The organism is Rhizobium sp. 25PS6, from assembly GCF_032464655.1.
GTDB lineage: Bacteria > Pseudomonadota > Alphaproteobacteria > Rhizobiales > Rhizobiaceae > Rhizobium > Rhizobium laguerreae.
In genome coordinates, this window is sequence record NZ_JAWDIV010000001.1 from 489,655 (window position 1) to 508,927 (window position 19,273).

Genomic DNA, 19,273 nt, shown 5'->3' on the forward strand with positions numbered 1-19,273 from the left:
AATCACAGTCAAGCGTCTTAGGCACCAAATTGGTGGATGGTTTTCTTTTGCCTGAACGAAGGTGACGGCAAATGGAGAGTGGATATGTGACGACGCCCTTTGGGCGGCGGCCGATGTCGCTTGGCATGCTGGCAAGCCAGCAACTGACCGAGACCATCGAGCCAGGAATGAAACGCAGCAAATGGAAGCTGTTCAGGGCGATCTGCGAAGCGCGGCCGGCGCTTGGCGTCACCGATCGGGCGTTGACGGTGCTCGACGCGCTTTTGACCTTCTATCCTGACGACGAAATCTCCGAGGAAAAGGGACTGATCGTCTTCCCGTCGAATGCGCAGCTTTCGTTGCGCGCTCGTGGCATGACCCCAGCCACCCTCAGGCGGCATCTTGCCGTCCTAGTCGAGGCCGGCCTGATCCTGCGCAGGGACAGTCCGAATGGAAAGCGTTATGCGCGCCGCGACAGGGCAGGGGCTATCGGCGAGGCCTTCGGCTTCAGCGTTGCACCGCTTCTGGCCCGTGCTGTCGAAATCGAAAGCCTGGCCGCCCAGGCGGTTGCCGACCGGGAGTTGTTACGGGTGACCAGGGAACGCCTGACGGTGTGCCGGCGCGATATCTCCAAGCTGATAGCGGCCGCGCTCGAAGAAGGGATTTCCGGTGATTGGGAGGGCATTTCGGCGATGTTTCGAGCGCTTCTTGCCCGAATTCCACGCGTGGCGACCGCCGAAGACCTGACGCCGCTGCTCGACGAGATGGGGCTACTGCGCGCCGAGATCGTCAACATGCTGGAAAGACGGATAAAAGCAAAAAAATTGGACGCCAATGAGTCTCAAATTGAGCATCACAAACAGAATTCAAATCCCGACTCCATTAATGAACTTGAACCAAGCTTCGAAACGAAGCAGGGCGAAAAGGCAGCGGCCGATAACGACCCGAACGCCGGGCCGTCGGACGAACGAAGATTGAAACAGCAAAAGCCTTCCGGCGGGATGAGCAACAGGGCGGGGGGCGCGGCCGATCCGGGCGCCGGAGCAAGCCTGAAATCCTTCCCGCTCGGCCTCGTCCTCCAGGCCTGCCCCAGTATTCTCGATTACGGGCCCAGCGGAACGATCGGCAATTGGCGAGACCTGATGTCGGCCGCCGTCGTCGTGCGCTCGATGCTCGGCGTCAGTCCCTCGGCCTATGAGGAAGCCTGCTCGGGCATGGGGCCGGAAAACGCCGCAACCGTGATCGCCTGCATTCTGGAAAGGGGAGGGCACATCAACTCGCCCGGCGGTTATCTCAGAGATCTGACCCGAAGGACCGAAAGGGGCGAATTTGCGATCGGCCCGATGCTGATGGCGCTCGTGCGGGCGAACGGGCCGACGGCGAGGCATGCCAGTTGATCGTGAGAAAGCGACTGCCTCGACATTCGCGTCGGCAGCGTGCAGTCACCTCTTTACATCTAACATGTTAGTTTGCTACATCTGATCCATTCTTTGGGAGGAAGCATATTTGACACAAAAATTCGGGCTCTCGGTCGCTCTCGCCACACCGTTCGACAGCAATGGCGATATCGCGATCGAGGCGATGATCGAGCAGGCACGCCGAAGCCTCGCTGCGGGGTGCTCGAGTGTGACCCTGTTCGGGACGACGGGTGAAGGCTCTTCCATCGGCACGCGGGAACGGGAGAATGTTTTCGCTTCCTTGCTCGATAGTGGGATAGCCGCAAATCAGATCATCGTCGGTGTGCTGGTCGACGCGGCCGAGGATGCGGCGATGCAGGCCGGGCATGCGCTTTCCGAGGGAGCCCGCAATATCCTTCTTGCTCCTCCTTCCTATTTCAAGAACGTGAGTGACGACGGCGTCTTCCAGTGGTTTTCGGCCGTCTTCGCCATCCTGGGCGACAAGGCGCGAGACATTATCGTCTACAACATTCCCTCGGTCACCATGGTTCCGCTGACTGTTTCGCTGATCGGCCGCCTGCGGACCGCCTTTCCCAACGTGGTTACGGGCGTCAAGGATTCCTCCGGCGACTGGCCTTTTACCGAAACGCTGCTGAAGGCGCATGGCGATCTCGTCATCCTGGTGGGCGACGAACGTCACTTGGCGAAGGGCGTGCGGCTTGGCGGCCAGGGCGCGATCTCCGGCATGGCGAATTTCGTACCTCGCGAAGTCAAGCTGATGGCGGAGGAAGGCAAGGACGATTCTCGCATCGAGGATTTTGTGGCCGAACTGCTGAAATTTCCGGTCACCGCTGCCGTGAAAGCGATGGTCGCTCACCTGACGTTGGATGAAATCTGGCTTGCGGTTCGCCCGCCACTTGTTTCAATATCCGGCGAAGGGCAGGCGCAACTCGCTCTTGCGTTCGACACTCTTTTCCGCTCGAAAGCGGCATAGGTCGGAGATGTTTCTGGGGGAGGCGATGGACGGAACGGACGAGCAGCCGACACTGCGGGAAAAGGCGTATGAGAGCTTCACACGCCACCTTCTTGCGCGTGACGTGCGCCCCGGCCAGTTCGTTTCGCAGCGTCGCCTCGTCGAGTTGACGGGGCTGACGCTTGGCGCCATCCGCGAACTCATCCCGAGGCTCGAAGCCGAAGGTCTGATCAAGACGGTGCCCCAACGGGGGTTGCAGATCGCTCATATTGATCTGAACCTCATTCGCGAGGCGTTCCAGTTGCGCGTCTTCCTGGAGAAGGAAGCGGTCGCGCTTTTCACCCGCTCTGCGTCTGACGAGACGGTCGCTGGGCTCCTGAAGCAGCATCGGGATATCGCCGACGCCATTCGAAACGGCGATGGATCGCACGAACTGGAAGTGCACGCGCAGGCTGTTGATTGGGGCATGCACGATGCTTTTATTGATGCTTTGGGAAATACCATCATCTCGAACGCCTACCGGGTGAACTCGATCAAGATGCGCCTGATCAGTCAGGACCGTTTTCGAATCGATGGTCACGTCGGACCTGTCATGGTTGAGCACCTGAAGGTGCTCGAGGCGATCGAACGACGATCGGCGGAGGACGCCGTCAACAGCCTTGTCGCACATATCAATCATGCAAGAGATCGTGCGCTCAGGATATAATCGGAAATAAACAGCCGGGGGTGAGGAGATCGCCGGCAAAAGGAGGAGGAATCACATGTCATCGTTTTTGAACCCGACGAGACGCGGCTTTCTGGCGGGTACGGCCGCTTTTGGCGCCAGCAGCATGCTCGGCGTCCGGTTGGCATCGGCTGCCGTCGATTGGAAGCGCTTTGCCGGCACGACGCTGGAAGTCAACCTGGTCAAGAGCCCGCGCAGCGAAATACTTCTGAAGTACTTGTCCGAATTCGAGGAGCTCACCGGCATCAAGGTCAATGCCGAAGCGACGCCCGAACAACAGCAGCGTCAGAAAACGACCATCGAGCTGAGCTCCGGCAAGCCGAGCTTCGATGTCGTGCACATGAGCTACCACGTCCAGAAGCGGCAGTTCGAAAAGGGCGGCTGGCTTGCCGATATCGGCGGTTTTCTCAAGGACCCCTCTCTGACCGACCCGTCTCTGGTTGAAAGCGACTTCGCCGAAGCCGGCCTGACTTTTGCCAGAGATCCGGACGGCGTTCTGCGTTCGCTTCCATTCTCGGTCGATTACTGGATCATCTACTGGAACAAGACGCTGTTCGAGAAGAAGGGGCTCGCCTATCCGACGACGTTCGAAGAACTCGCCAGTGCTGCGGAGGCGCTCACCGATCCTTCCACCAACACCTACGGCTTCGTCGCCCGCGGCCTGAAGAACGCCAATACGCCGGTCTGGACGTCGCTGCTGCTTGGCTATGGTTCGAGCCCGCTCGGTCCGGATGGCAAGCTGCGCACGACATCGCAAGAAGCGATCGATGCAGCCAAGCTCTATCAAAGACTGATGACCAAGACCGCCCCTCCCGGCGTTTCTGGCTTCAACTGGGCCGAGGCGCAGTCGGCCTTCCTGCAGGGCAAGATCGGCATGTGGCTGGACGGCGTCGGTTTTGCGCCGCCGATCGAGAATCCGGAAAAGTCACGCGTCGTCGGCCAGGTCGGTTACGGCATCATGCCGAAAGGTCCGAAGGCACAAGCCGCAGGCACTTTTGGCGACGGTCTTGGCGTCGTCGCGGCAAGCCAGAAGAAAGAAGCCGGGTACCTCTTCTGCCAATGGGCGATTTCGCATGAAATGGGCGCACGTCTGCTGCAGGCCGGCGCCGGCGTTCCTTTCCGCCAGTCCGTCCTCGAGGATGCGAAGGTCCGCGAAGGCGTCAAGATGCCGGGCGCCTGGCTGGATGCCGTCGTCGGTTCCGGCAAGATCTCGCAGCTCGCGCTGCCGGTTATCATTCCTGTCACCGAGTTCCGCGACGTCTATGGTGTCGGTCTCACCAACATGATCGGCGGCGCCGATCCCGAAACCGAGCTGAAGGCAGCGACGGCACAGTTCGAACCCGTCCTGGCGAAAAGCGAGGGATAATGGCCTCGACAAGCATCGAAACGGCCGCAGTGGCCAAGACGTCGAAGGGAAGGAGCAAACCGGACCGGTTTGCTCCCAACTACTGGCCTTTCGTCATCCCGGCGCTGATCGTCATTGCGGCCGTCATCGTTTTTCCATGGGTGTTTACGCTTTGGATGAGCGTCAACAGCTGGACGCTTGGCCAGTCCCAGGTCTTTGCGGGATTGGACAACTATGCCCGGCTGGTCGTGGACATGCGCTTCTGGGACTCGCTGTGGCATACGGTGCTCTATACGACGCTTTCCGTGGTGGTCCCCCTTTTTCTAGGGACGCTCGCCGCGCTGATCTTCGATGCTCAATTTCCGTTGCGCGGTCTTATCCGCGGCATATTCGTGATGCCGATGATGGCCACACCCGTCGCCATCGCTCTCGTCTGGACGATGATGTACCATCCGCAGCTCGGCGTCCTCAACTATCTCCTCTCCTTCATCGGTATTGGCCCGCAGGAGTGGATCTATAATCAGAGCAGCGTCATCCCATCGCTGGTACTGGTCGAGACCTGGCAGTGGACGCCGCTTATCATGTTGATCGTGCTCGGCGGTCTGGCAGCGGTTCCGCGTGAGCCCTATGAAAGTGCTGAAATCGACGGGGCCAATGTCTGGCAGAAATTCCGCTATCTGACGCTGCCGATGATCGCACCGTTCCTGATGATTGCGGTGATCATCCGCAGCATCGATGCGGTGAAAAGTTTCGACATCATCTATGCCATGACCCAGGGCGGCCCGGGCACAGCGTCGGAGACGATCAACATCTATCTCTACAACACCGCGTTCGCCTACTACGATATCGGCTATGGCTCGGCCATGGCGGTTGTGTTCTTCATCCTCATCGTGCTGCTCTCCTTCGTCCTTATGATGCTCCGGCAGCGCGTGAATTGGTCTGACGGGGAGGCACGCTGATGAAGCGCAAGACGCTCGATCGCATCGGACTGCTGTTTGTTGCCCTGGTGATGATCTCGCCGGTCGTCCTGTTCTTTCTCTGGATGATCTCGCTGTCGCTGAAATATGAGATCGACAACGGCGCCTATCCGCCGGTCTTCATCCCGGAACGCTTAGCCTGGTCGAATTATCTGAAGGTTTTCGAAGAGAACAACTTCTTCCTCTATCTCTGGAATTCGGTGCTGGTGACGGGTGCGGCCACGCTTCTGGCGCTGTTGATCGGCGTGCCCGCCGGATATGGCATCGCGCGGCTGAAGGCGGAGAAGTCCGCGATGGTCATCATGATCGCGCGCATGACGCCGGGCCTTTCCTTCCTGATACCGCTCTTCCTGCTGTTCCAGTGGCTGAACCTGCTCGGCACGCTCATGCCGCAGATCATCATTCATCTCGTCGTCACCGTACCGATCGTCGTGTGGATCATGATCGGTTATTTCGAGACGACGCCGATGGAGCTGGAGGAGGCTGCAAGCATCGACGGCGCGACGCCCTGGCAGGTTTTCCGCCTGGTCGCCTTGCCGATCGCCAGGCCGGGCATCGTCGTCGCCTTCATCCTGTCGGTCATCTTCTCGTGGAACAACTTCGTCTTCGGCATCGTGCTCGCCAGTCGCGAGACGCGCACGCTCCCGGTTGCGGTCTACAACATGCTCTCGTTCGAGCAGGTCAGTTGGGGTCCGCTGGCGGCGGCGGCGTTGATCGTCACCTTGCCCGTGCTGATATTGACGGTGTTTGCGCAACGGCAGATCGTGGCGGGCCTGACGGCCGGAGCCGTCAAATAAGCGGGTGAGAAAACGGTTTTGACGACGTCTTCTGCCTTCGATGCACCTCCCGGTCCGGTGCGCCGCGTTTTGTGTGTCGGCGCGGCGGTTATGGATACCCTGTTTCGGGTCCGCTCGCTGCCCACCGGCCAGGGCAAAATTCTGCCCTATGAGATGCTGCAGATCGCCGAAGGCATGGCATCGAGTGCTGCCTTTGCGGTCGCCCGGCTGTGCGGCGATGCCAGCCTCTGGGGCGCAGTCGGCAACGATGCCATCGGCGAACGGATCATTGCCGATCTCAGCGAGAGCGGCATAGACACGAGCGGCATGCTGCGTGTGGAAGGCGCCCGCTCGGCCATCGCGACCATCCTTGTCGACGACCAGGGCGAGCGCTTGATCGTGCCTTTCTACGATGCGGGCTTGCATGAAACGGTCAAGCCGGTCACCAGACAGGACGTTTCTTCTTTCGATGCGGTGCTGGTCGACGTCCGTTGGCCGAAGCTTGCATTGCGGACGCTGTTGGCTGCCCGAGAGGCGGACAAACCGGCCATTCTCGATGGCGATGTCGCAGGCGATGGCGTGATTGAGATGCTCGCACCGGCGGCCAGCCACATCGTCTTCTCGCAGCCGGCCGCCGAGCGCCTTGCGGGTGCAGCGGAGCTGGTGAAGGTCGTCGGCCTTCTGAAACGAAAGTTCGAGCAAGCTTTCATCAGCGTCACGGCGGGCGAAAATGGCTGCTTCTGGTTCGATGACCGAACCGGCGAAATCGCCCATCTTGCCGCTCCGAAAGTGAGGGCGGTCGATACGCTCGCAGCCGGCGATATCTTTCATGGCGCTTTCGCGCTGGCTGTCGCCGAAGGCTTGCCGATCGAAGAGACGATGCGCTGGGCATCCATGGCGGCGGCGCTCAAATGCAAGGTATTCGGCGGTCGTACCGGCGCGCCCAGCAGAGCTGAGGTCTGCAATGGCCTGCGGGATTGGGACGTGCCGATAACCAAGATGAGGGATCGTTAATGGAAGAGGTCCGAAAGCCAATGGCCTAAGGCTGAAGTGATCGCAGCGACGGGGAGTGTGACAACCCAGGCAACAACAATGTTGCCCGCCAAGCCCCAGCGGTGACTGTGTGTGGTCGAAACCGCGATGCCTAGCCAGGTTGCGCCAACCAATGTCAGAGCTCCACCTGTTTCGGCACAAAAGCCCTGCATTGGGTTGAGACGCGTAATCTTCGATCCAATCGCGTGGACCATCCGCCAGCCGCCGAAAAGCGTACCGAGTGCTATTGCACTTGGCATGAAAGGACGACCAAGAGAGGTAGCTGGAAATCACCCGCCAATATCGTTGCGAATATAGCAAATCGGCGATGATGCCCATCGTCTTTTGAGCGTCATTGCCCCATGGCCGAGAGAATAGAGGGCGGGGCGGACACAAACTGGAGGGCTTCGGCCGCACCGACGACGGTCTTTGCGTGTTTGGGCGAACAAATCGAAGAAGCGATCTTCCCGCGGCATCAGTTTTCGGAACCAGTTCAGCATCTGCGCTCCATCGAGTGTCGCAAACTGCCACAAAGCACGCCGCTGCCCGTGAAAGCTGTTTCCCAAAGCTGGGCCAGTGCACAAATCGATCGGCCACTCAACTCATACTTCCAGCCAGCAGCCCTTATGACCGTCGGGTTTGGTGTCATCAGATGTTCATATGAACATTTCATATTTGCAATGTGAAACTCGCCTGTTACGATCGGCTTACGTTCGTAGCGGGAGGCTATGAACCGACAACAAGTGGGAGTGAGGATGAACAAGATCGCTTTTTTCCTGTCCGCAGGACTGACCAGCCTTTCGTTATCCGTTCCAGCCATGGCCGCCACGAAGATCCAGTGGTGGCACGCAATGGGCGGCGAGAATGGCGCGAAGCTTGAACAGATCGCCAAGGGGTTCAACGCGTCCCAGTCCGATTATGAGATCGTGCCGGTCTACAAGGGCACCTATGACGAGACGCTGACCGGCGCGATCGCGGCGTTTCGTGCCAACCAGCAGCCGGCAATCGTCCAGGTCTATGAAGTCGGCACCGGCACGATGATGGCAGCACAGGGTGCGGTCTATCCCGTCTACCAGTTGATGAAGGACGAGGGGGAGGCCTGGGACCAGAGCAAATTCATTGCCCCGGTCGTCGGCTACTACTCGGACACCAGCGGCAACGTCTTGTCCTTGCCGTTCAATTCCTCGACGCCGATCATGTATTACAACAAGGATGTCTTCCAAAAAGCGGGGCTCGATCCGGAAACACCGCCGAAAACATGGGCGGACGTCGAAGCCTTCTCGCGGACGATCATGAAGTCCGGCGCTGCCAAATGCGGCTTTACCAGCGCCTGGATCTCCTGGATCCAGACCGAAAACCTCAATGCCTTGCACGACAAGCCATACTCCACCAAGGCCAACGGCTTTGGCGGCTTGGATGCGGAATTCACCTTCAACAACGATCTGACGGTTCGCCATTGGGGCAATCTGAAGAAGTGGCAGGACGAGGGGCTCTTCAAATTCGGCGGGCCTGGCGGCGGCGATAACGCTCCGCCGATGTTCTATTCTCAGGAATGCGCGATGTACATGAATTCGTCCGCCGGTCGGGCGGGGGTCATCAACAACGCAAAGGCTTTCAAGGTCGGTTTTGCGCCGCTTCCCTACTATGACGACATTATTCCGCAGCCGCTCAACTCGATTATCGGCGGCGCCACGCTCTGGACGCTGAAGGGTCGCCCGGAAGAGGAATACAAAGGTGTCGCGAAGTTCTTCACCTACCTGCAAAAGCCGGAAGTCCAAGCCGATTGGCATCAGTTCTCGGGCTACCTGCCGATAACCGAGGCTGCCTATAAGCTGGGCCAGGACCAGGGCTATTACGAGAAGAACCCCGGAGCAGATATCGGCATCAAACAGCTGACGCGGGTGACACCCACCGACAATTCCAAGGGCATCCGGTTCGGCAACTACGTCCAGGTGCGTGGCATCATCGACGATGAGTTTGCGGCCTTGCTGGGCGGGAAGAAGGCGGCGAAGGAAGCAGTTGATTCCGTGGTCGTACGAGGCAACGAACAGCTTCGCGATTTCCAGTCCGCCAACTAATGGGCTCCGCGACGGGGGCTGGTGAAAGACCGGCCCCCGTTTCCCATCCGTCTGTGTGAGGGCCCATGCAAACCAAACGGACCGTATTTCCCAACAAGCTTTTACCTTACCTGCTCATCGCTCCCCAAATTTTCGTGACGGTGGTCTTTTTCCTCTGGCCTGCGGCAACTGCATTCTGGCAATCTTTCCTGCGCCAGGACGCTTTCGGTTTCAAAACGAGCTTCGTCTGGTTCGAAAACTACCGCCGGCTCTTTGCCGATCCGATCTACATCAATGCTTTTGGCCACACGCTCATCTTCGCCATTCTCGTGACGGTCCTATCAACGTCGATTGCGCTGCTCCTGGCTGCAGCGGCAATGCGCGTGTTGCGCACCTCTCGAATTTATTCGACCTTGCTCATTTGGCCCTATGCCGTCGCCCCCGCGATCGCCGGCATTCTTTGGTGGTTCATGTTCAATCCGTCGATCGGTATCGTCGCGTATATGTTGCGAGCGATGGGGATCAACTGGAACCATCTGATCAATCCCGATGATGCCATGGTTCTGATCGTGATCGCGGCGACGTGGAAACAGATTTCCTATAACTTCTTGTTCTGCTTGGCTGCGCTGCAATCCGTCCCGCGCTCGCTTCAGGAAGCCGGGGCGATCGACGGAGCCGGGCCGATGAAGCGTTTCTGGACGATCGTCTTCCCGCTGATCTCACCGACGACCTTCTATCTGATCGTCATCAATATCGTTTACGCGATGTTCGATACGTTCGGCATCATTCATGCGACCACCCAAGGCGGACCGGCGCGCGCGACGGAAATCCTTGTCTACAAGGTCTATTTCGACGGCTTCATCGGACTGAATTTGGGTTCGTCGGCGGCGCAGTCGGTCATTCTCATGGTGATCGTCATCGCTCTGACCGCGGTCCAATTCCGCTTCATCGAACGCCGCGTGCAATATTGAGGAATCCCAAGGATGGTTGAAAATCGCCCCTTCCTAAATTTCCTGGCGCACCTTGTCCTCATCATTGGCGTCACGATCGTGGTCTTTCCGGTCTACGTGGCTTTCATCGCATCGAGCCACGGCCCAAACGACTTCTTGTCAGGTGTCGTACCGCTGACACCAGGTAGCCACATCATCGAGAATTATTCGACGATGCTCTCATCCGGGATGACAAGCTCCGGGGCGCCACCGATCGGGCCGATGATGATCAACTCGCTGATCATGGCGGTTGGCGTCGCCGTCGGGAAGATCGTCATTTCGATCCTTTCGGCCTTTGCCATCGTCTATTTCCGGTTTCCGTTCCGGACCTTGGCATTCTGGATGATCTTCATCACGCTGATGCTGCCGGTGGAGGTGCGCATCGTGCCGACCTACAAGGTCGTCGCCGACCTTGGAATGCTGAACAATTACGGCGGCCTCATCATTCCGCTGATCGCCTCGGCAACCGCAACCTTCCTGTTTCGTCAGTTCTTTCTGACAGTCCCTGACGAACTGATGGAGGCTGCCCGTGTCGATGGGGCAGGGCCGATGAAGTTCTTCCGGGATATCCTGCTGCCGCTGTCGATCACCAATATCGCGGCGCTCTTCATCATCCTCTTCGTGCTCGGCTGGAACCAGTATCTCTGGCCGCTCATCATAACGACTGACCAGAGCTTCTATACCGTCGTGATGGGAATCCAGCGCATGGCAGCGGTTGCCGATGCCGAACCGCGCTGGAACCTCGTGATGGCAGCGGTCATTCTGGCCGCCCTGCCACCTGTCCTCGTCATCGTCGCCATGCAACGCCTTTTTGTCAAAGGCCTGGTCGAAACGGAGAAATGAAATGGCAACGATCAACATCATCGACGTCAAGAAGAATTATGGCGCCGTTCCGGCGGTCAAAGGCATCAACCTGTCTGTTGCCGACGGCGAACTCATCGTGCTTGTCGGCCCGTCCGGCTGTGGTAAGTCAACTTTGCTTCGCATGATTGCCGGGCTGGAAACGATCAGCGAAGGCCATGTCGAGATTGCCGGCCGCAATGTCAACAAGGCAGAGCCCGCCGACCGCGATATCGCCATGGTCTTTCAAAATTACGCGCTTTATCCGCATATGACCGTGCGTGGAAATCTCGAATATGGTTTGAAAAATCGCGGCACCGAACGGGCGGAAATCAACCGCCGTGTGGCGGAGGCGGCCGAGATCCTCGAAATCGGGCCGATGTTGGATCGTAAACCTCGCGAACTGTCCGGCGGGCAACGCCAGCGTGTTGCGATGGGGCGCGCCATCGTTCGTGAGCCGGCCGCCTTCCTTTTCGATGAGCCTCTGTCCAATCTCGATGCCAAATTGCGGGTACAGATGCGCGTGGAAATACGCCGGCTGCAACGGCGCCTGAAGACCACCAGCATCTACGTCACCCATGACCAGCTTGAAGCGATGACGCTGGCAGACCGGCTGGTCGTCATGAACGGAGGACTTGTCGAACAGGTCGGCACGCCCGTGGCGGTCTACGATCGCCCGGCGAGCCTGTTTGTGGCCAGCTTCATCGGCTCACCGCCTATGAATCTTGTGCCGATCGACGTCCTCAGGGCAGCCGACAGCGAAAGTGCCCTGGCATTGCCCGCCGGCACCGACATGGTCGGTCTTCGCCCAGACGCGCTGCTCGTCACCAAGCCGGTTGAGCCTTCCGTTCGTCTCAATGCAACGGTCGAGTTGCTCGAGCCAGTTGGGGGAGAAAGCCACCTGCATGTGCGATTGGGTGGGAGCCAGCAGACGGTCGTCCTGACTGTACCGGGGCGTCCAGATTTTGCCGAGAATGCAAATATCGACGTCTTCGCACGTGTCGGGGCGATGCACCCTTTCAACAGCGATACCGGAAAACGCACAGATTGACTCCGGTTTATTATTTCTCCATCCCACCCCAGAAGACGACGAAAGAGATGAGACGATGACGACCGTAGAGCCGCGATCCGGCCCGAGACGCAGTGAGGTTCAGGCGCATCGAGGCGCCTCTGCCATTGCGCCCGAGAATACCATTGCAGCTTTTCGGGCGGCCGCTGAACAAGGCGCGGAATGGGTCGAACTCGATGTTGCACTTCTTGCCGACGGTACCCCGGTCGTCATCCACGACGTCTCCATCGATCGCTGTTCGTCGTCGAAGGGAAATCTTGCCGACCTCACCGCGTCGGATCTCGATGCCATCGACGCCGGCTCGTGGTTCAGCCCGAAATTCAAAGGCGAACCACTGCCGACGCTGGCCCGCGTTGTTTCGGCGCTGGGCGAACTCGGCCTCAACGCCAATGTCGAGATCAAACAGCATGCCCATCACAAGTCACTCGACCAGCTGGTCAAAGTCGTTGATCAACATCTGAAGGCGCGGGCGGCGCACACCAAGATCATGATCTCAAGCTTTGATGCCGCTGCGCTGAAGGGAATGTACGAGATCGATCAAAGCTACGAACTCGCCATGCTGTGGAGCAAGTTGCCTGCGGATTGGCTGGATGTCCTTCGGTCGATTCCCGCAAAGACCATCCATCTTGACTACAAGGCTCTGAGTATCGGGTTTCTCGAAGAGGCTGTTCGTCGTGGCATCAAGGTACGGGCTTGGACTTGCAACGATCCCAGGCGGCTCGCATCGTTCTGGGATGTGGGTTTGACCGGTGTGATAACAGACGACCCCAGTGTCTACCTCACGTAAGGAGCGGCGATGGGGCAGCGGATCATATCGAGCCGGCAACGTGAGATCCTCGCGCTGATCGAGACGGAAGGTGTTCAGTACATCGAGGAACTGGCACGTCGATACGATTTGACGACGCAGACGATCCGGCGCGATATCAATGCATTATGCGATCTCGGGCACGCGCGCCGCTTTCACGGCGGCGTCGATCTGCCGGTCGAAGGCAGCAACATCTCGCTCAATGCGCGCGCCCAGCTCAATCGGCGCGCCAAGCGGCTTATCGCCAAGCGTGTCGCTTCCGATATAGGTGCAGACGCGACAGTGTTTCTCGGGATCGGCAGCACGGTTCGGTTCGTTGCCGAGGCGCTGCGTGATCACCAGGGCCTGACGGTGATCACCAACAACATCCACGTCGCCCTGAGCCTTTGCGACGCGCCGAGCGTCGAGGTCCATTTGACGGGCGGTCTTTTGCGTCACGATGACCGCGATGTGGTCGGCACGGATGTAATCAGGTTCGTCGAAAAATTCTATGCGACTTACGCTGTCGTCGGCGCTGGCGCGTTGAGCCCGCTTAACGGTCTGATGGATTTCAGCTACAGCGAAGCCCAGATCACCAATGCCCTGCTGGAGAATTCACAAACGCAGATCCTGGCCGCGGACGTCAGCAAGTGGACGCGCAACGCGGCCGTGCGTGTGGCGCCATTCAGCAAACTCACCCGTTTCTACACCGATCGGCTACCTGGCGACGCGGCCGCCACAAATGCTCTGGCCGAGAGCAGCTTGGACGTGGTCACATGCAGCGAGGATATGACATGAGCTATGTAGACTTGGCGCCATCAGCTCGTGAATTACGGGATGTGCGCTACCTGTTCACCGACATCGACGATACGCTGACCACCGAAGGCAAGTTACTGCCGCAAACCTACGAAGCTCTCTGGGATCTCAGCCGGGCGGGCATTGCCGTCGTGCCGGTGACGGGGGGCTCAGCCGGATGGTGCGAACATATCGTTCGTGCCTGGCCGGTAGCCGCGGTCATCGGCGAAAGTGGCGCATATTGTGTCACCCGTCAGGACGGCGCAGTCGTCTTCGACTATTGGGAGGACGCCACCCTGCAGGCTGAGCGCCAGCGCCAGCATCTCCAGGCAATCAAAGAGCTGGTCTCTCAGGGGAGCAAGACGTTCAGAATTGCCCACGATCAGGCCTTTCGGCTGGCGGACGTCGCGATCGATATCCAGGGTCACGACCCGCGTGAGGTCGAGGACCTCGCGTCCAGGATAAGAGCCATTGGCGGAACGGTCGCGATCAGCTCCATTCACATCAACACGTGGATCGGCGATTACAACAAGCGGTCGATGAGCGAACGCGTTCTAACCGAGATATTCGGTGTCGACTCGGCTGAAACTCCCGCCGTTACCGCCTTCGTCGGCGACTCTCGAAACGATGCGCCAATGTTCGGCTTTATCCGCAACTCCTTCGGGGTCAACAACATCATCCCGGTTCTTTCACAATTGCAATACACGCCGAAATGGGTCTCCTCGCAGCCCGCCGGGCTTGGCTTTGCCGATATTGCCCAAACGATCTTGGACGCGGCTGGCGCGGGTTCTGAGACGTCTCGTCAGCTTTTGACCGAGCCGGCGGTCATGCCCGCCAGGAAGTAGCGTTGAGCAACCAGGTAAAGGACCAGAAGGGGAAGGGAACCGAGCACGCTCATCGCCATCATCTCGTTCCATTCGAAAGCGTGCTGGCCCATCAGAAGCTGGATGCCGATCGGAACGGTTCTGAGGTCCATCGATTTCGTCAGCGTCAGCGCAAAGAGGAATTCGTTCCAGGCCAGCAGGAAGGTGTAGACCGCGGTGGCGACGATCCCCGGGATGGAAACCGGAACGATGACGCGCCATAGCGCCGTCCAGCTCGAACCGCCGTCGACCAGGACGGCCTCGTCCAGCTCTTTCGGCAGGGTGTTGAGATAGCCCGTCATCAGCAGGACGGCGTAGGGCAGGGTGAAGACCATGTAGGTGAGGATCAGCGCCAGATAGGTATCGAAGATCCTGAAGGCGACTACCATTCCGAAGTAGGGGATGAGAAGGGTGATCGGCGGAACGGTCTGGGTGCTGATGATGAAGATGTTCAAGGTGTTCTTGAACCGGAACTGATAGCGGCTGAAGCCGTAGGCGGTTACGATCGCGACAACCAGGGTCAGGGCGGTGACGACGCCGGCGACGAAGTAACTGTTGATGAAGAACCGCACTTTCACTGGATCGTTGAAGATCGTCAGATAGGCGGCCACCGTAAAATCATCGGGCAACAGCCGCGGCGGAAGGGCGAAGATTTCCGTATTCGATTTCAGCGAACTGAAAAACATCCACACGATCGGAAAGGCCGAAAAGACGAGGCCGATCGCCAGGCCGAGATAGGTCAGGATGGTCGGCAATACCGAGCTCTTGAAGGAACGCTTTGCCATGGATCACCTGCGCTGCTGGTGTTTAATGTAGAAGTAGGTGACGCTCATCGAGATGATGAGGATGATCATTGCGCTCGCCGAAGCCAGCGAGAATTCGTACTGGGAAAAGGCGAGTTTGTAGGTGAAGGTGGAGAGCACTTCCGTCGAATAGATCGGGCCGCCGCCCGTCGTCATCCATACGAGTGGAAAAACCTGCATCGTCCAGATGAAATCCAGGAGCGCGATGCTGATGATGATCGGCATCAGCTGCGGAATGGTGATGTACCAGAACTTTTGGATTTCGTTGGCGCCATCGATGCCGGCTGCCTCGTAAAGCTCCTTCGAAATGCCCTGGAGGCCGGCGAGCAGGCTGACCATGTAGAGCGGATAGCCTGCCCAGATGTTTGCGAAGGTCAAAGCGTGGATGGCCGTGCGCGTCGAGGAGAACCACTCGACCTTGAAGTTGATGATATGGAGCGCCATCAGCACGCTGTTGACGACGCCATTCGGGTCGAGCAGCAGGCGCCAGATGATGGCGATGATGACGGCCGTGAACAGCCAGGGCAGGATGAAGAGCACGCGCAGAATGCTGCGAATGAGCGGATCGACGCGGTTGGTGTTCAACAGCAGCGCGAAGGCCAGGCCGATGATGAAGTGGAAGATGACGCTCATGATCGTGAAATAAAGCGTCTGCACGACCGACTGCCAGAAGACCGGGTTCTCGAAGATGGTCATATAATTCTGGAGGCCCGCGAAGGCAGCGTCCTTTTTCATGATGGCGCCGTCCATCAGTGAATATTTGAGGACCATCACCATAGGAAACAGCATCAGCAGGACAAGCAGCAGGGTCGCCGGCGAAACGTAGAAATACGGCACCAGCTTCCTCAGGGTGCTGTAACGAAGCCATCCTTTTCTTCGCGCTTTGGCTTGCGCAGCGACCAGAGCCGTAGCCGAATGATTCATGAGCTGTGACTTTCCATTCTGCCGAAATTTGACGACTTGCACCGGCAGCGCCTGGTTGCGCTGCCGGTGATCCGTGAAAGCGACGTGCTTAGAACTTCGCCAGCCAAGCCTTCTCGGTATTGGTAGCTGCCTCCTTGGCTGACTGCCCACCGTCGAACATCTTCTGAACTTCGACGTTCATGTCGCGCATCAGCTCTTCGGCAACCGGAAGGCCGACGAACTCGTTCGCAGGATAACCGCTCTGGAAGATTTTGAAGGCTTCCGCGAAGATCGGGTTTGAGGCCACGAAGTCCGGCTTGGCATGGACGTTGCCGGGGAAGGCGTTGGCAATCGAGACGAGACGGCCATTGACGTCAGGGCTCATCAGATATTCGACGAGCTTCCAGGCTTCTTCCTTGTGCTGGCTGCCCTCGCTGATGCCGATACCCCAGGATGCGTAGGGCATGCCGCGCTTGCCGGTGTAGCCGTCAATGGCCGGCAAGGCGGAGATGCCGAAATTGAGCTTCGGATTGCGCTCGCGGATGAGGTTCACATGGGCGAGGGAGTCGACCATCATGCCGACGCGGCCATTGACGAATTCCTCGACCTTGTCCTGTTCCTTCTTGGCAAAAATGCCGGGAGAAATAACGCCTTCCTTGTTGAGGGAAGCGATATAGTCGAGCGTGCCGACGACGGCTTCATTTTCGAGGTCAGGCTTGCCGTCCTTCAGCATCGAGGCGCCGGAGGCCCAGACCCAGGACATGACGTCGTTCTGGATTCCGCTCGGAGACTGCAGCGATAGCGGCAGGACCCAGCCGTACTGGTTCTTCGAGGCGTCGGTCATTTTCTTCGCGGCTTCGGCAAATTCCGTGCGGGTGGCCGGCAGCTTGTCGACGCCGGCGGCCTTGGCGATATCCAGGTTGACGAAGACCGGGTAGACGAAGGATGCCAGCGGGAACATCACGCTCTTGCCATCGATCTTAACGATATCGGTGATCTGGCTCTTGTCGTATTTCGCCTTCTCCATCAGCTCGTCCATGGAGGCGATTGCGCCCTGCTTGGAGAGCCCGTTTACCCACGCACCATCCAGGCCCACCACGTCGCTCAGCGTTCCGGAGGCTGCACCGACGACGATCTGGTCACGCGTTGTGGCATAGGGACCGCTGACCAGCGTCACCTTGATGCCTGGGTTTTTGGCTTCGAAATCGTTCATGATGCCGCGCAGAGCGCCCGACGGCATTTCGGGTTCCCACCACTGAATGAACTCGATGGTGGTGTCGGCAAACGCCGATGTGGCGCAGAGCGCCCATACCGCCACGGCAGCCCGCATCGTCACGCCGAATTTTCTGATATTCATCTGTGCCTCCCAAAGATTGTCAGTTAACCGATCCTCCTCAAGATCGTAGGCAAAGTAGGTTCCCTGACGGCCCTATCTGTCAATGAAGAACTGCGATCTGGAAAAGATGGGAGGCCGGCATGCACGGAGCGAGTTGCGTTAAATCGTTGATAAAAAATCATAAAATTGATTGACATCATCAGTGTTTTTCTGCAGCATTTGTATTGCTTGTGACGCATTTTTTCTTTACTTTCGTAAACAAATGAAAGTTTACCCAACAAAATGAAAAGCGTGGCACCCGGCGTCTTCACTGCAAATTTTCGAATTTTGGGTGCTGAAACAAGCGCCTTTTGCAACCACGCGGCGCAGACGGGGCAAGTCGCAGTGAAGGGAATATTTCGCTTTTCGAAAGCGAGGGCAGGGCCCGCACCAAAAACGACGGATCACGCCGGCTTACGCGGTGATTTTCGACGATTCAGGATCCGAAGATCACCTGTACAAATTGCCGAATGCGTGATTTGGCGCGTCGGCGGATCTGCCGTTGTGCGAAATCGTTCCCGATCAGTTGTCGTCGTCCCGCCAATAAGGAATTGAATGGCCAAGAAAAGTTATAAATCGATGGACGACTTCGCGAGCGCCTCCGGCGTATCGCGTCCGACCTTGTCGAAATATTTCGATGATCCCTCGCAGATCAAGGAGGTGACCCGCAAACGTATCGAGGCGGCTCTCAAGAAGTCGCATTTCGAGCCGAACCTTTTCGCGCGGCATCTCAATCGCAAGCGGACCAGGAATATCGGCATTCTGGTCCCGACCATGTCGGATCCCTTTTATGTGCAGGTCGTTTCGCTGATCGAGCTGGAGTTGCGCGAAAAGGGATTCTGGCCCGTCCAGATTTCTTCGCACACGCGGCCGGAGCTGGAGGCGGAGGCCGTTCGGACCTTGCTCTCGCTGAAGGTCGCGGGTGCGATCGTGGCGCCGCTCGGAGCCGGTTCGCGCCGTTCCGCGCTGGAAAGATTAAGGGATGCCATCCCCGTCGTCTGCTTCGACAATCCTGCCGACGCCGACCTTCCTTATGTCGGCAACGACAATGCGCAAAGCATGGCAGCCATTGTGCAATATCTCTGCCGGTCCGGTGAGCCGCCGATCTTCCTGGAAATTCCGCATATGACCGAAAATGCCGGCGAGCGGCAGGCGGGCTACCGCGCGACCATGGCGAGGGAAGGGCATTCCCCGCTCGTCATCGATTGCGACGCGCCGCCTTCCTGGGAATTCGAGCGTCTCGGATACGAGCAGATGCAGAGAATTCTTGCGAATGGCGGTCTTCCGGGCAAAACGCTGCTGTGCGCCAACGACCGCTTTGCTTTCGGCGCGATGGCAGCCGCATTCGCTTCGGGACTGAAAATCGGCCGGAATGACGATTGCGACGTGCGCATTGCCGGGCACGACGATCACCCGCTTAGCCGATACACCTGTCCGTCGCTGACGACGATGGCCCAGAACGCGCCCGAGATCGCCGCGAAGTCCGTGGAGCTTTTGCTGGCGCATATCGAGAGCGAGGATGATGGGACCACCCCTGTGACGAACAAGGTAATCCTCGAGGCAACGCTGGTCATGCGCGAGTCTGCTTGAGG

General features: G+C 58.5%; 18 protein-coding genes and 2 pseudogenes. 15 read left to right on the forward strand and 5 right to left on the reverse strand.

Annotated elements, in window-relative coordinates:
• Positions 1 to 71: 71 nt before the first annotated feature.
• The 7 genes from repC to RWK44_RS02215 all read left to right on the forward strand — a co-directional run bounded on the left by repC (position 72) and on the right by RWK44_RS02215 (position 7,185).
• Positions 72 to 1,376: a plasmid replication protein RepC gene (gene repC / locus RWK44_RS02185; protein ID WP_316028306.1), complete on the forward strand. Its 1,305-nt coding sequence runs from the start codon at positions 72 to 74 to the stop codon at positions 1,374 to 1,376.
• Between the two features lie 109 nt (positions 1,377 to 1,485).
• Positions 1,486 to 2,370, forward strand: coding sequence for a dihydrodipicolinate synthase family protein (locus RWK44_RS02190; protein WP_168280832.1), 885 nt, complete (start codon positions 1,486 to 1,488; stop codon positions 2,368 to 2,370).
• Between the two features lie 7 nt (positions 2,371 to 2,377).
• On the forward strand, positions 2,378 to 3,055 hold the full coding sequence (locus RWK44_RS02195; protein WP_011648806.1) for a GntR family transcriptional regulator: 678 nt from the start codon (positions 2,378 to 2,380) through the stop codon (positions 3,053 to 3,055).
• 55 nt (positions 3,056 to 3,110) lie between these two features.
• On the forward strand, positions 3,111 to 4,439 hold the full coding sequence (locus RWK44_RS02200; RefSeq protein WP_027664815.1) for an ABC transporter substrate-binding protein: 1,329 nt from the start codon (positions 3,111 to 3,113) through the stop codon (positions 4,437 to 4,439).
• Positions 4,439 to 5,377: a carbohydrate ABC transporter permease gene (locus RWK44_RS02205; RefSeq protein WP_011648808.1), complete on the forward strand. Its 939-nt coding sequence runs from the start codon at positions 4,439 to 4,441 to the stop codon at positions 5,375 to 5,377. Before RWK44_RS02200 ends, RWK44_RS02205 begins: the two co-directional genes overlap by 1 nt.
• Positions 5,377 to 6,192: a carbohydrate ABC transporter permease gene (locus tag RWK44_RS02210; RefSeq protein ID WP_020047105.1), complete on the forward strand. Its 816-nt coding sequence runs from the start codon at positions 5,377 to 5,379 to the stop codon at positions 6,190 to 6,192. The genes RWK44_RS02205 and RWK44_RS02210 overlap by 1 nt, the downstream gene beginning before the upstream one ends.
• Positions 6,193 to 6,210: 18 nt before the next feature.
• On the forward strand, positions 6,211 to 7,185 hold the full coding sequence (locus RWK44_RS02215) for a sugar kinase (protein ID WP_316028307.1): 975 nt from the start codon (positions 6,211 to 6,213) through the stop codon (positions 7,183 to 7,185).
• Here the strand turns inward: RWK44_RS02215 and RWK44_RS02220 are convergent.
• Positions 7,182 to 7,606, reverse strand: a pseudogene (locus RWK44_RS02220) (anion permease); the annotation flags it as partial. The gene RWK44_RS02215 and the pseudogene RWK44_RS02220 sit on opposite strands and share 4 nt — an antisense overlap.
• Positions 7,601 to 7,703 (reverse strand): annotated as a pseudogene (locus RWK44_RS02225) (nuclease PIN); the annotation flags it as partial. The pseudogenes RWK44_RS02225 and RWK44_RS02220, both read right to left, overlap by 6 nt.
• Positions 7,704 to 7,958: 255 nt before the next feature.
• Between RWK44_RS02225 and ugpB the strand changes: the two are divergent.
• From ugpB to RWK44_RS02260, 7 genes are all read left to right on the forward strand, one after another.
• On the forward strand, positions 7,959 to 9,281 hold the full coding sequence (gene ugpB, locus RWK44_RS02230; RefSeq protein WP_222060680.1) for a sn-glycerol-3-phosphate ABC transporter substrate-binding protein UgpB: 1,323 nt from the start codon (positions 7,959 to 7,961) through the stop codon (positions 9,279 to 9,281).
• Between the two features lie 65 nt (positions 9,282 to 9,346).
• On the forward strand, positions 9,347 to 10,231 hold the full coding sequence (ugpA, locus tag RWK44_RS02235; protein ID WP_316028308.1) for a sn-glycerol-3-phosphate ABC transporter permease UgpA: 885 nt from the start codon (positions 9,347 to 9,349) through the stop codon (positions 10,229 to 10,231).
• Between the two features lie 12 nt (positions 10,232 to 10,243).
• Positions 10,244 to 11,092, forward strand: coding sequence for a sn-glycerol-3-phosphate ABC transporter permease UgpE (gene ugpE / locus RWK44_RS02240; RefSeq protein ID WP_003550144.1), 849 nt, complete (start codon positions 10,244 to 10,246; stop codon positions 11,090 to 11,092).
• 1 nt (position 11,093) lies between these two features.
• Entirely contained in the window at positions 11,094 to 12,140 is a 1,047-nt protein-coding gene (locus RWK44_RS02245; protein ID WP_316028309.1) for a sn-glycerol-3-phosphate import ATP-binding protein UgpC, read from the forward strand.
• 55 nt (positions 12,141 to 12,195) lie between these two features.
• Positions 12,196 to 12,945, forward strand: a complete 750-nt coding sequence (locus RWK44_RS02250; protein ID WP_168280821.1) for a glycerophosphoryl diester phosphodiesterase — start codon at positions 12,196 to 12,198, stop codon at positions 12,943 to 12,945.
• A 9-nt stretch (positions 12,946 to 12,954) separates the two neighbouring features.
• Entirely contained in the window at positions 12,955 to 13,740 is a 786-nt protein-coding gene (locus RWK44_RS02255; RefSeq protein WP_168280819.1) for a DeoR/GlpR family DNA-binding transcription regulator, read from the forward strand.
• Entirely contained in the window at positions 13,737 to 14,582 is an 846-nt protein-coding gene (locus RWK44_RS02260) for an HAD-IIB family hydrolase (RefSeq protein ID WP_168280817.1), read from the forward strand. Before RWK44_RS02255 ends, RWK44_RS02260 begins: the two co-directional genes overlap by 4 nt.
• On the opposite strand, the gene RWK44_RS02265 is transcribed toward RWK44_RS02260, so the two are convergent.
• The 3 genes from RWK44_RS02265 to RWK44_RS02275 all read right to left on the reverse strand — a co-directional run bounded on the left by RWK44_RS02265 (position 14,540) and on the right by RWK44_RS02275 (position 17,663).
• Positions 14,540 to 15,385: a carbohydrate ABC transporter permease gene (locus RWK44_RS02265; protein WP_003550150.1), complete on the reverse strand. Its 846-nt coding sequence runs from the start codon at positions 15,383 to 15,385 to the stop codon at positions 14,540 to 14,542. The two genes, RWK44_RS02260 and RWK44_RS02265, sit on opposite strands and share 43 nt — an antisense overlap.
• A 3-nt stretch (positions 15,386 to 15,388) precedes the next feature.
• Positions 15,389 to 16,327, reverse strand: coding sequence for a carbohydrate ABC transporter permease (locus RWK44_RS02270; RefSeq protein WP_168280815.1), 939 nt, complete (start codon positions 16,325 to 16,327; stop codon positions 15,389 to 15,391).
• An 88-nt stretch (positions 16,328 to 16,415) separates the two neighbouring features.
• A complete protein-coding gene (locus RWK44_RS02275; protein WP_316028310.1) occupies positions 16,416 to 17,663 on the reverse strand; it encodes an ABC transporter substrate-binding protein in 1,248 nt (415 codons plus the stop codon).
• Between the two features lie 573 nt (positions 17,664 to 18,236).
• Between RWK44_RS02275 and RWK44_RS02280 the strand changes: the two genes are divergently transcribed.
• Positions 18,237 to 19,271: a LacI family DNA-binding transcriptional regulator gene (locus tag RWK44_RS02280; protein ID WP_131662790.1), complete on the forward strand. Its 1,035-nt coding sequence runs from the start codon at positions 18,237 to 18,239 to the stop codon at positions 19,269 to 19,271.
• Positions 19,272 to 19,273: the final 2 nt, after the last annotated feature.

What these genes read in the sequence shown, in the direction of transcription:
- repC (WP_316028306.1), top strand. Translation starts at nt 72, where the DNA reads ATGGAGAGTGGATATGTGACGACGCCCTTTGGGCGGCGGCCGATGTCG.
- RWK44_RS02195 (WP_011648806.1), top strand. Translation starts at nt 2,378, where the DNA reads ATGTTTCTGGGGGAGGCGATGGACGGAACGGACGAGCAGCCGACACTG.
- RWK44_RS02200 (WP_027664815.1), top strand. Translation starts at nt 3,111, where the DNA reads ATGTCATCGTTTTTGAACCCGACGAGACGCGGCTTTCTGGCGGGTACG.
- RWK44_RS02205 (WP_011648808.1), top strand. Translation starts at nt 4,439, where the DNA reads ATGGCCTCGACAAGCATCGAAACGGCCGCAGTGGCCAAGACGTCGAAG.
- RWK44_RS02210 (WP_020047105.1), top strand. Translation starts at nt 5,377, where the DNA reads ATGAAGCGCAAGACGCTCGATCGCATCGGACTGCTGTTTGTTGCCCTG.
- ugpB (WP_222060680.1), top strand. Translation starts at nt 7,959, where the DNA reads ATGAACAAGATCGCTTTTTTCCTGTCCGCAGGACTGACCAGCCTTTCG.
- ugpA (WP_316028308.1), top strand. Translation starts at nt 9,347, where the DNA reads ATGCAAACCAAACGGACCGTATTTCCCAACAAGCTTTTACCTTACCTG.
- ugpE (WP_003550144.1), top strand. Translation starts at nt 10,244, where the DNA reads ATGGTTGAAAATCGCCCCTTCCTAAATTTCCTGGCGCACCTTGTCCTC.
- RWK44_RS02245 (WP_316028309.1), top strand. Translation starts at nt 11,094, where the DNA reads ATGGCAACGATCAACATCATCGACGTCAAGAAGAATTATGGCGCCGTT.
- RWK44_RS02250 (WP_168280821.1), top strand. Translation starts at nt 12,196, where the DNA reads ATGACGACCGTAGAGCCGCGATCCGGCCCGAGACGCAGTGAGGTTCAG.
- RWK44_RS02255 (WP_168280819.1), top strand. Translation starts at nt 12,955, where the DNA reads ATGGGGCAGCGGATCATATCGAGCCGGCAACGTGAGATCCTCGCGCTG.
- RWK44_RS02260 (WP_168280817.1), top strand. Translation starts at nt 13,737, where the DNA reads ATGAGCTATGTAGACTTGGCGCCATCAGCTCGTGAATTACGGGATGTG.
- RWK44_RS02265 (WP_003550150.1), bottom strand. Translation starts at nt 15,385, where the DNA reads ATGGCAAAGCGTTCCTTCAAGAGCTCGGTATTGCCGACCATCCTGACC.
- RWK44_RS02270 (WP_168280815.1), bottom strand. Translation starts at nt 16,327, where the DNA reads ATGAATCATTCGGCTACGGCTCTGGTCGCTGCGCAAGCCAAAGCGCGA.
- RWK44_RS02275 (WP_316028310.1), bottom strand. Translation starts at nt 17,663, where the DNA reads ATGAATATCAGAAAATTCGGCGTGACGATGCGGGCTGCCGTGGCGGTA.
- RWK44_RS02280 (WP_131662790.1), top strand. Translation starts at nt 18,237, where the DNA reads ATGGCCAAGAAAAGTTATAAATCGATGGACGACTTCGCGAGCGCCTCC.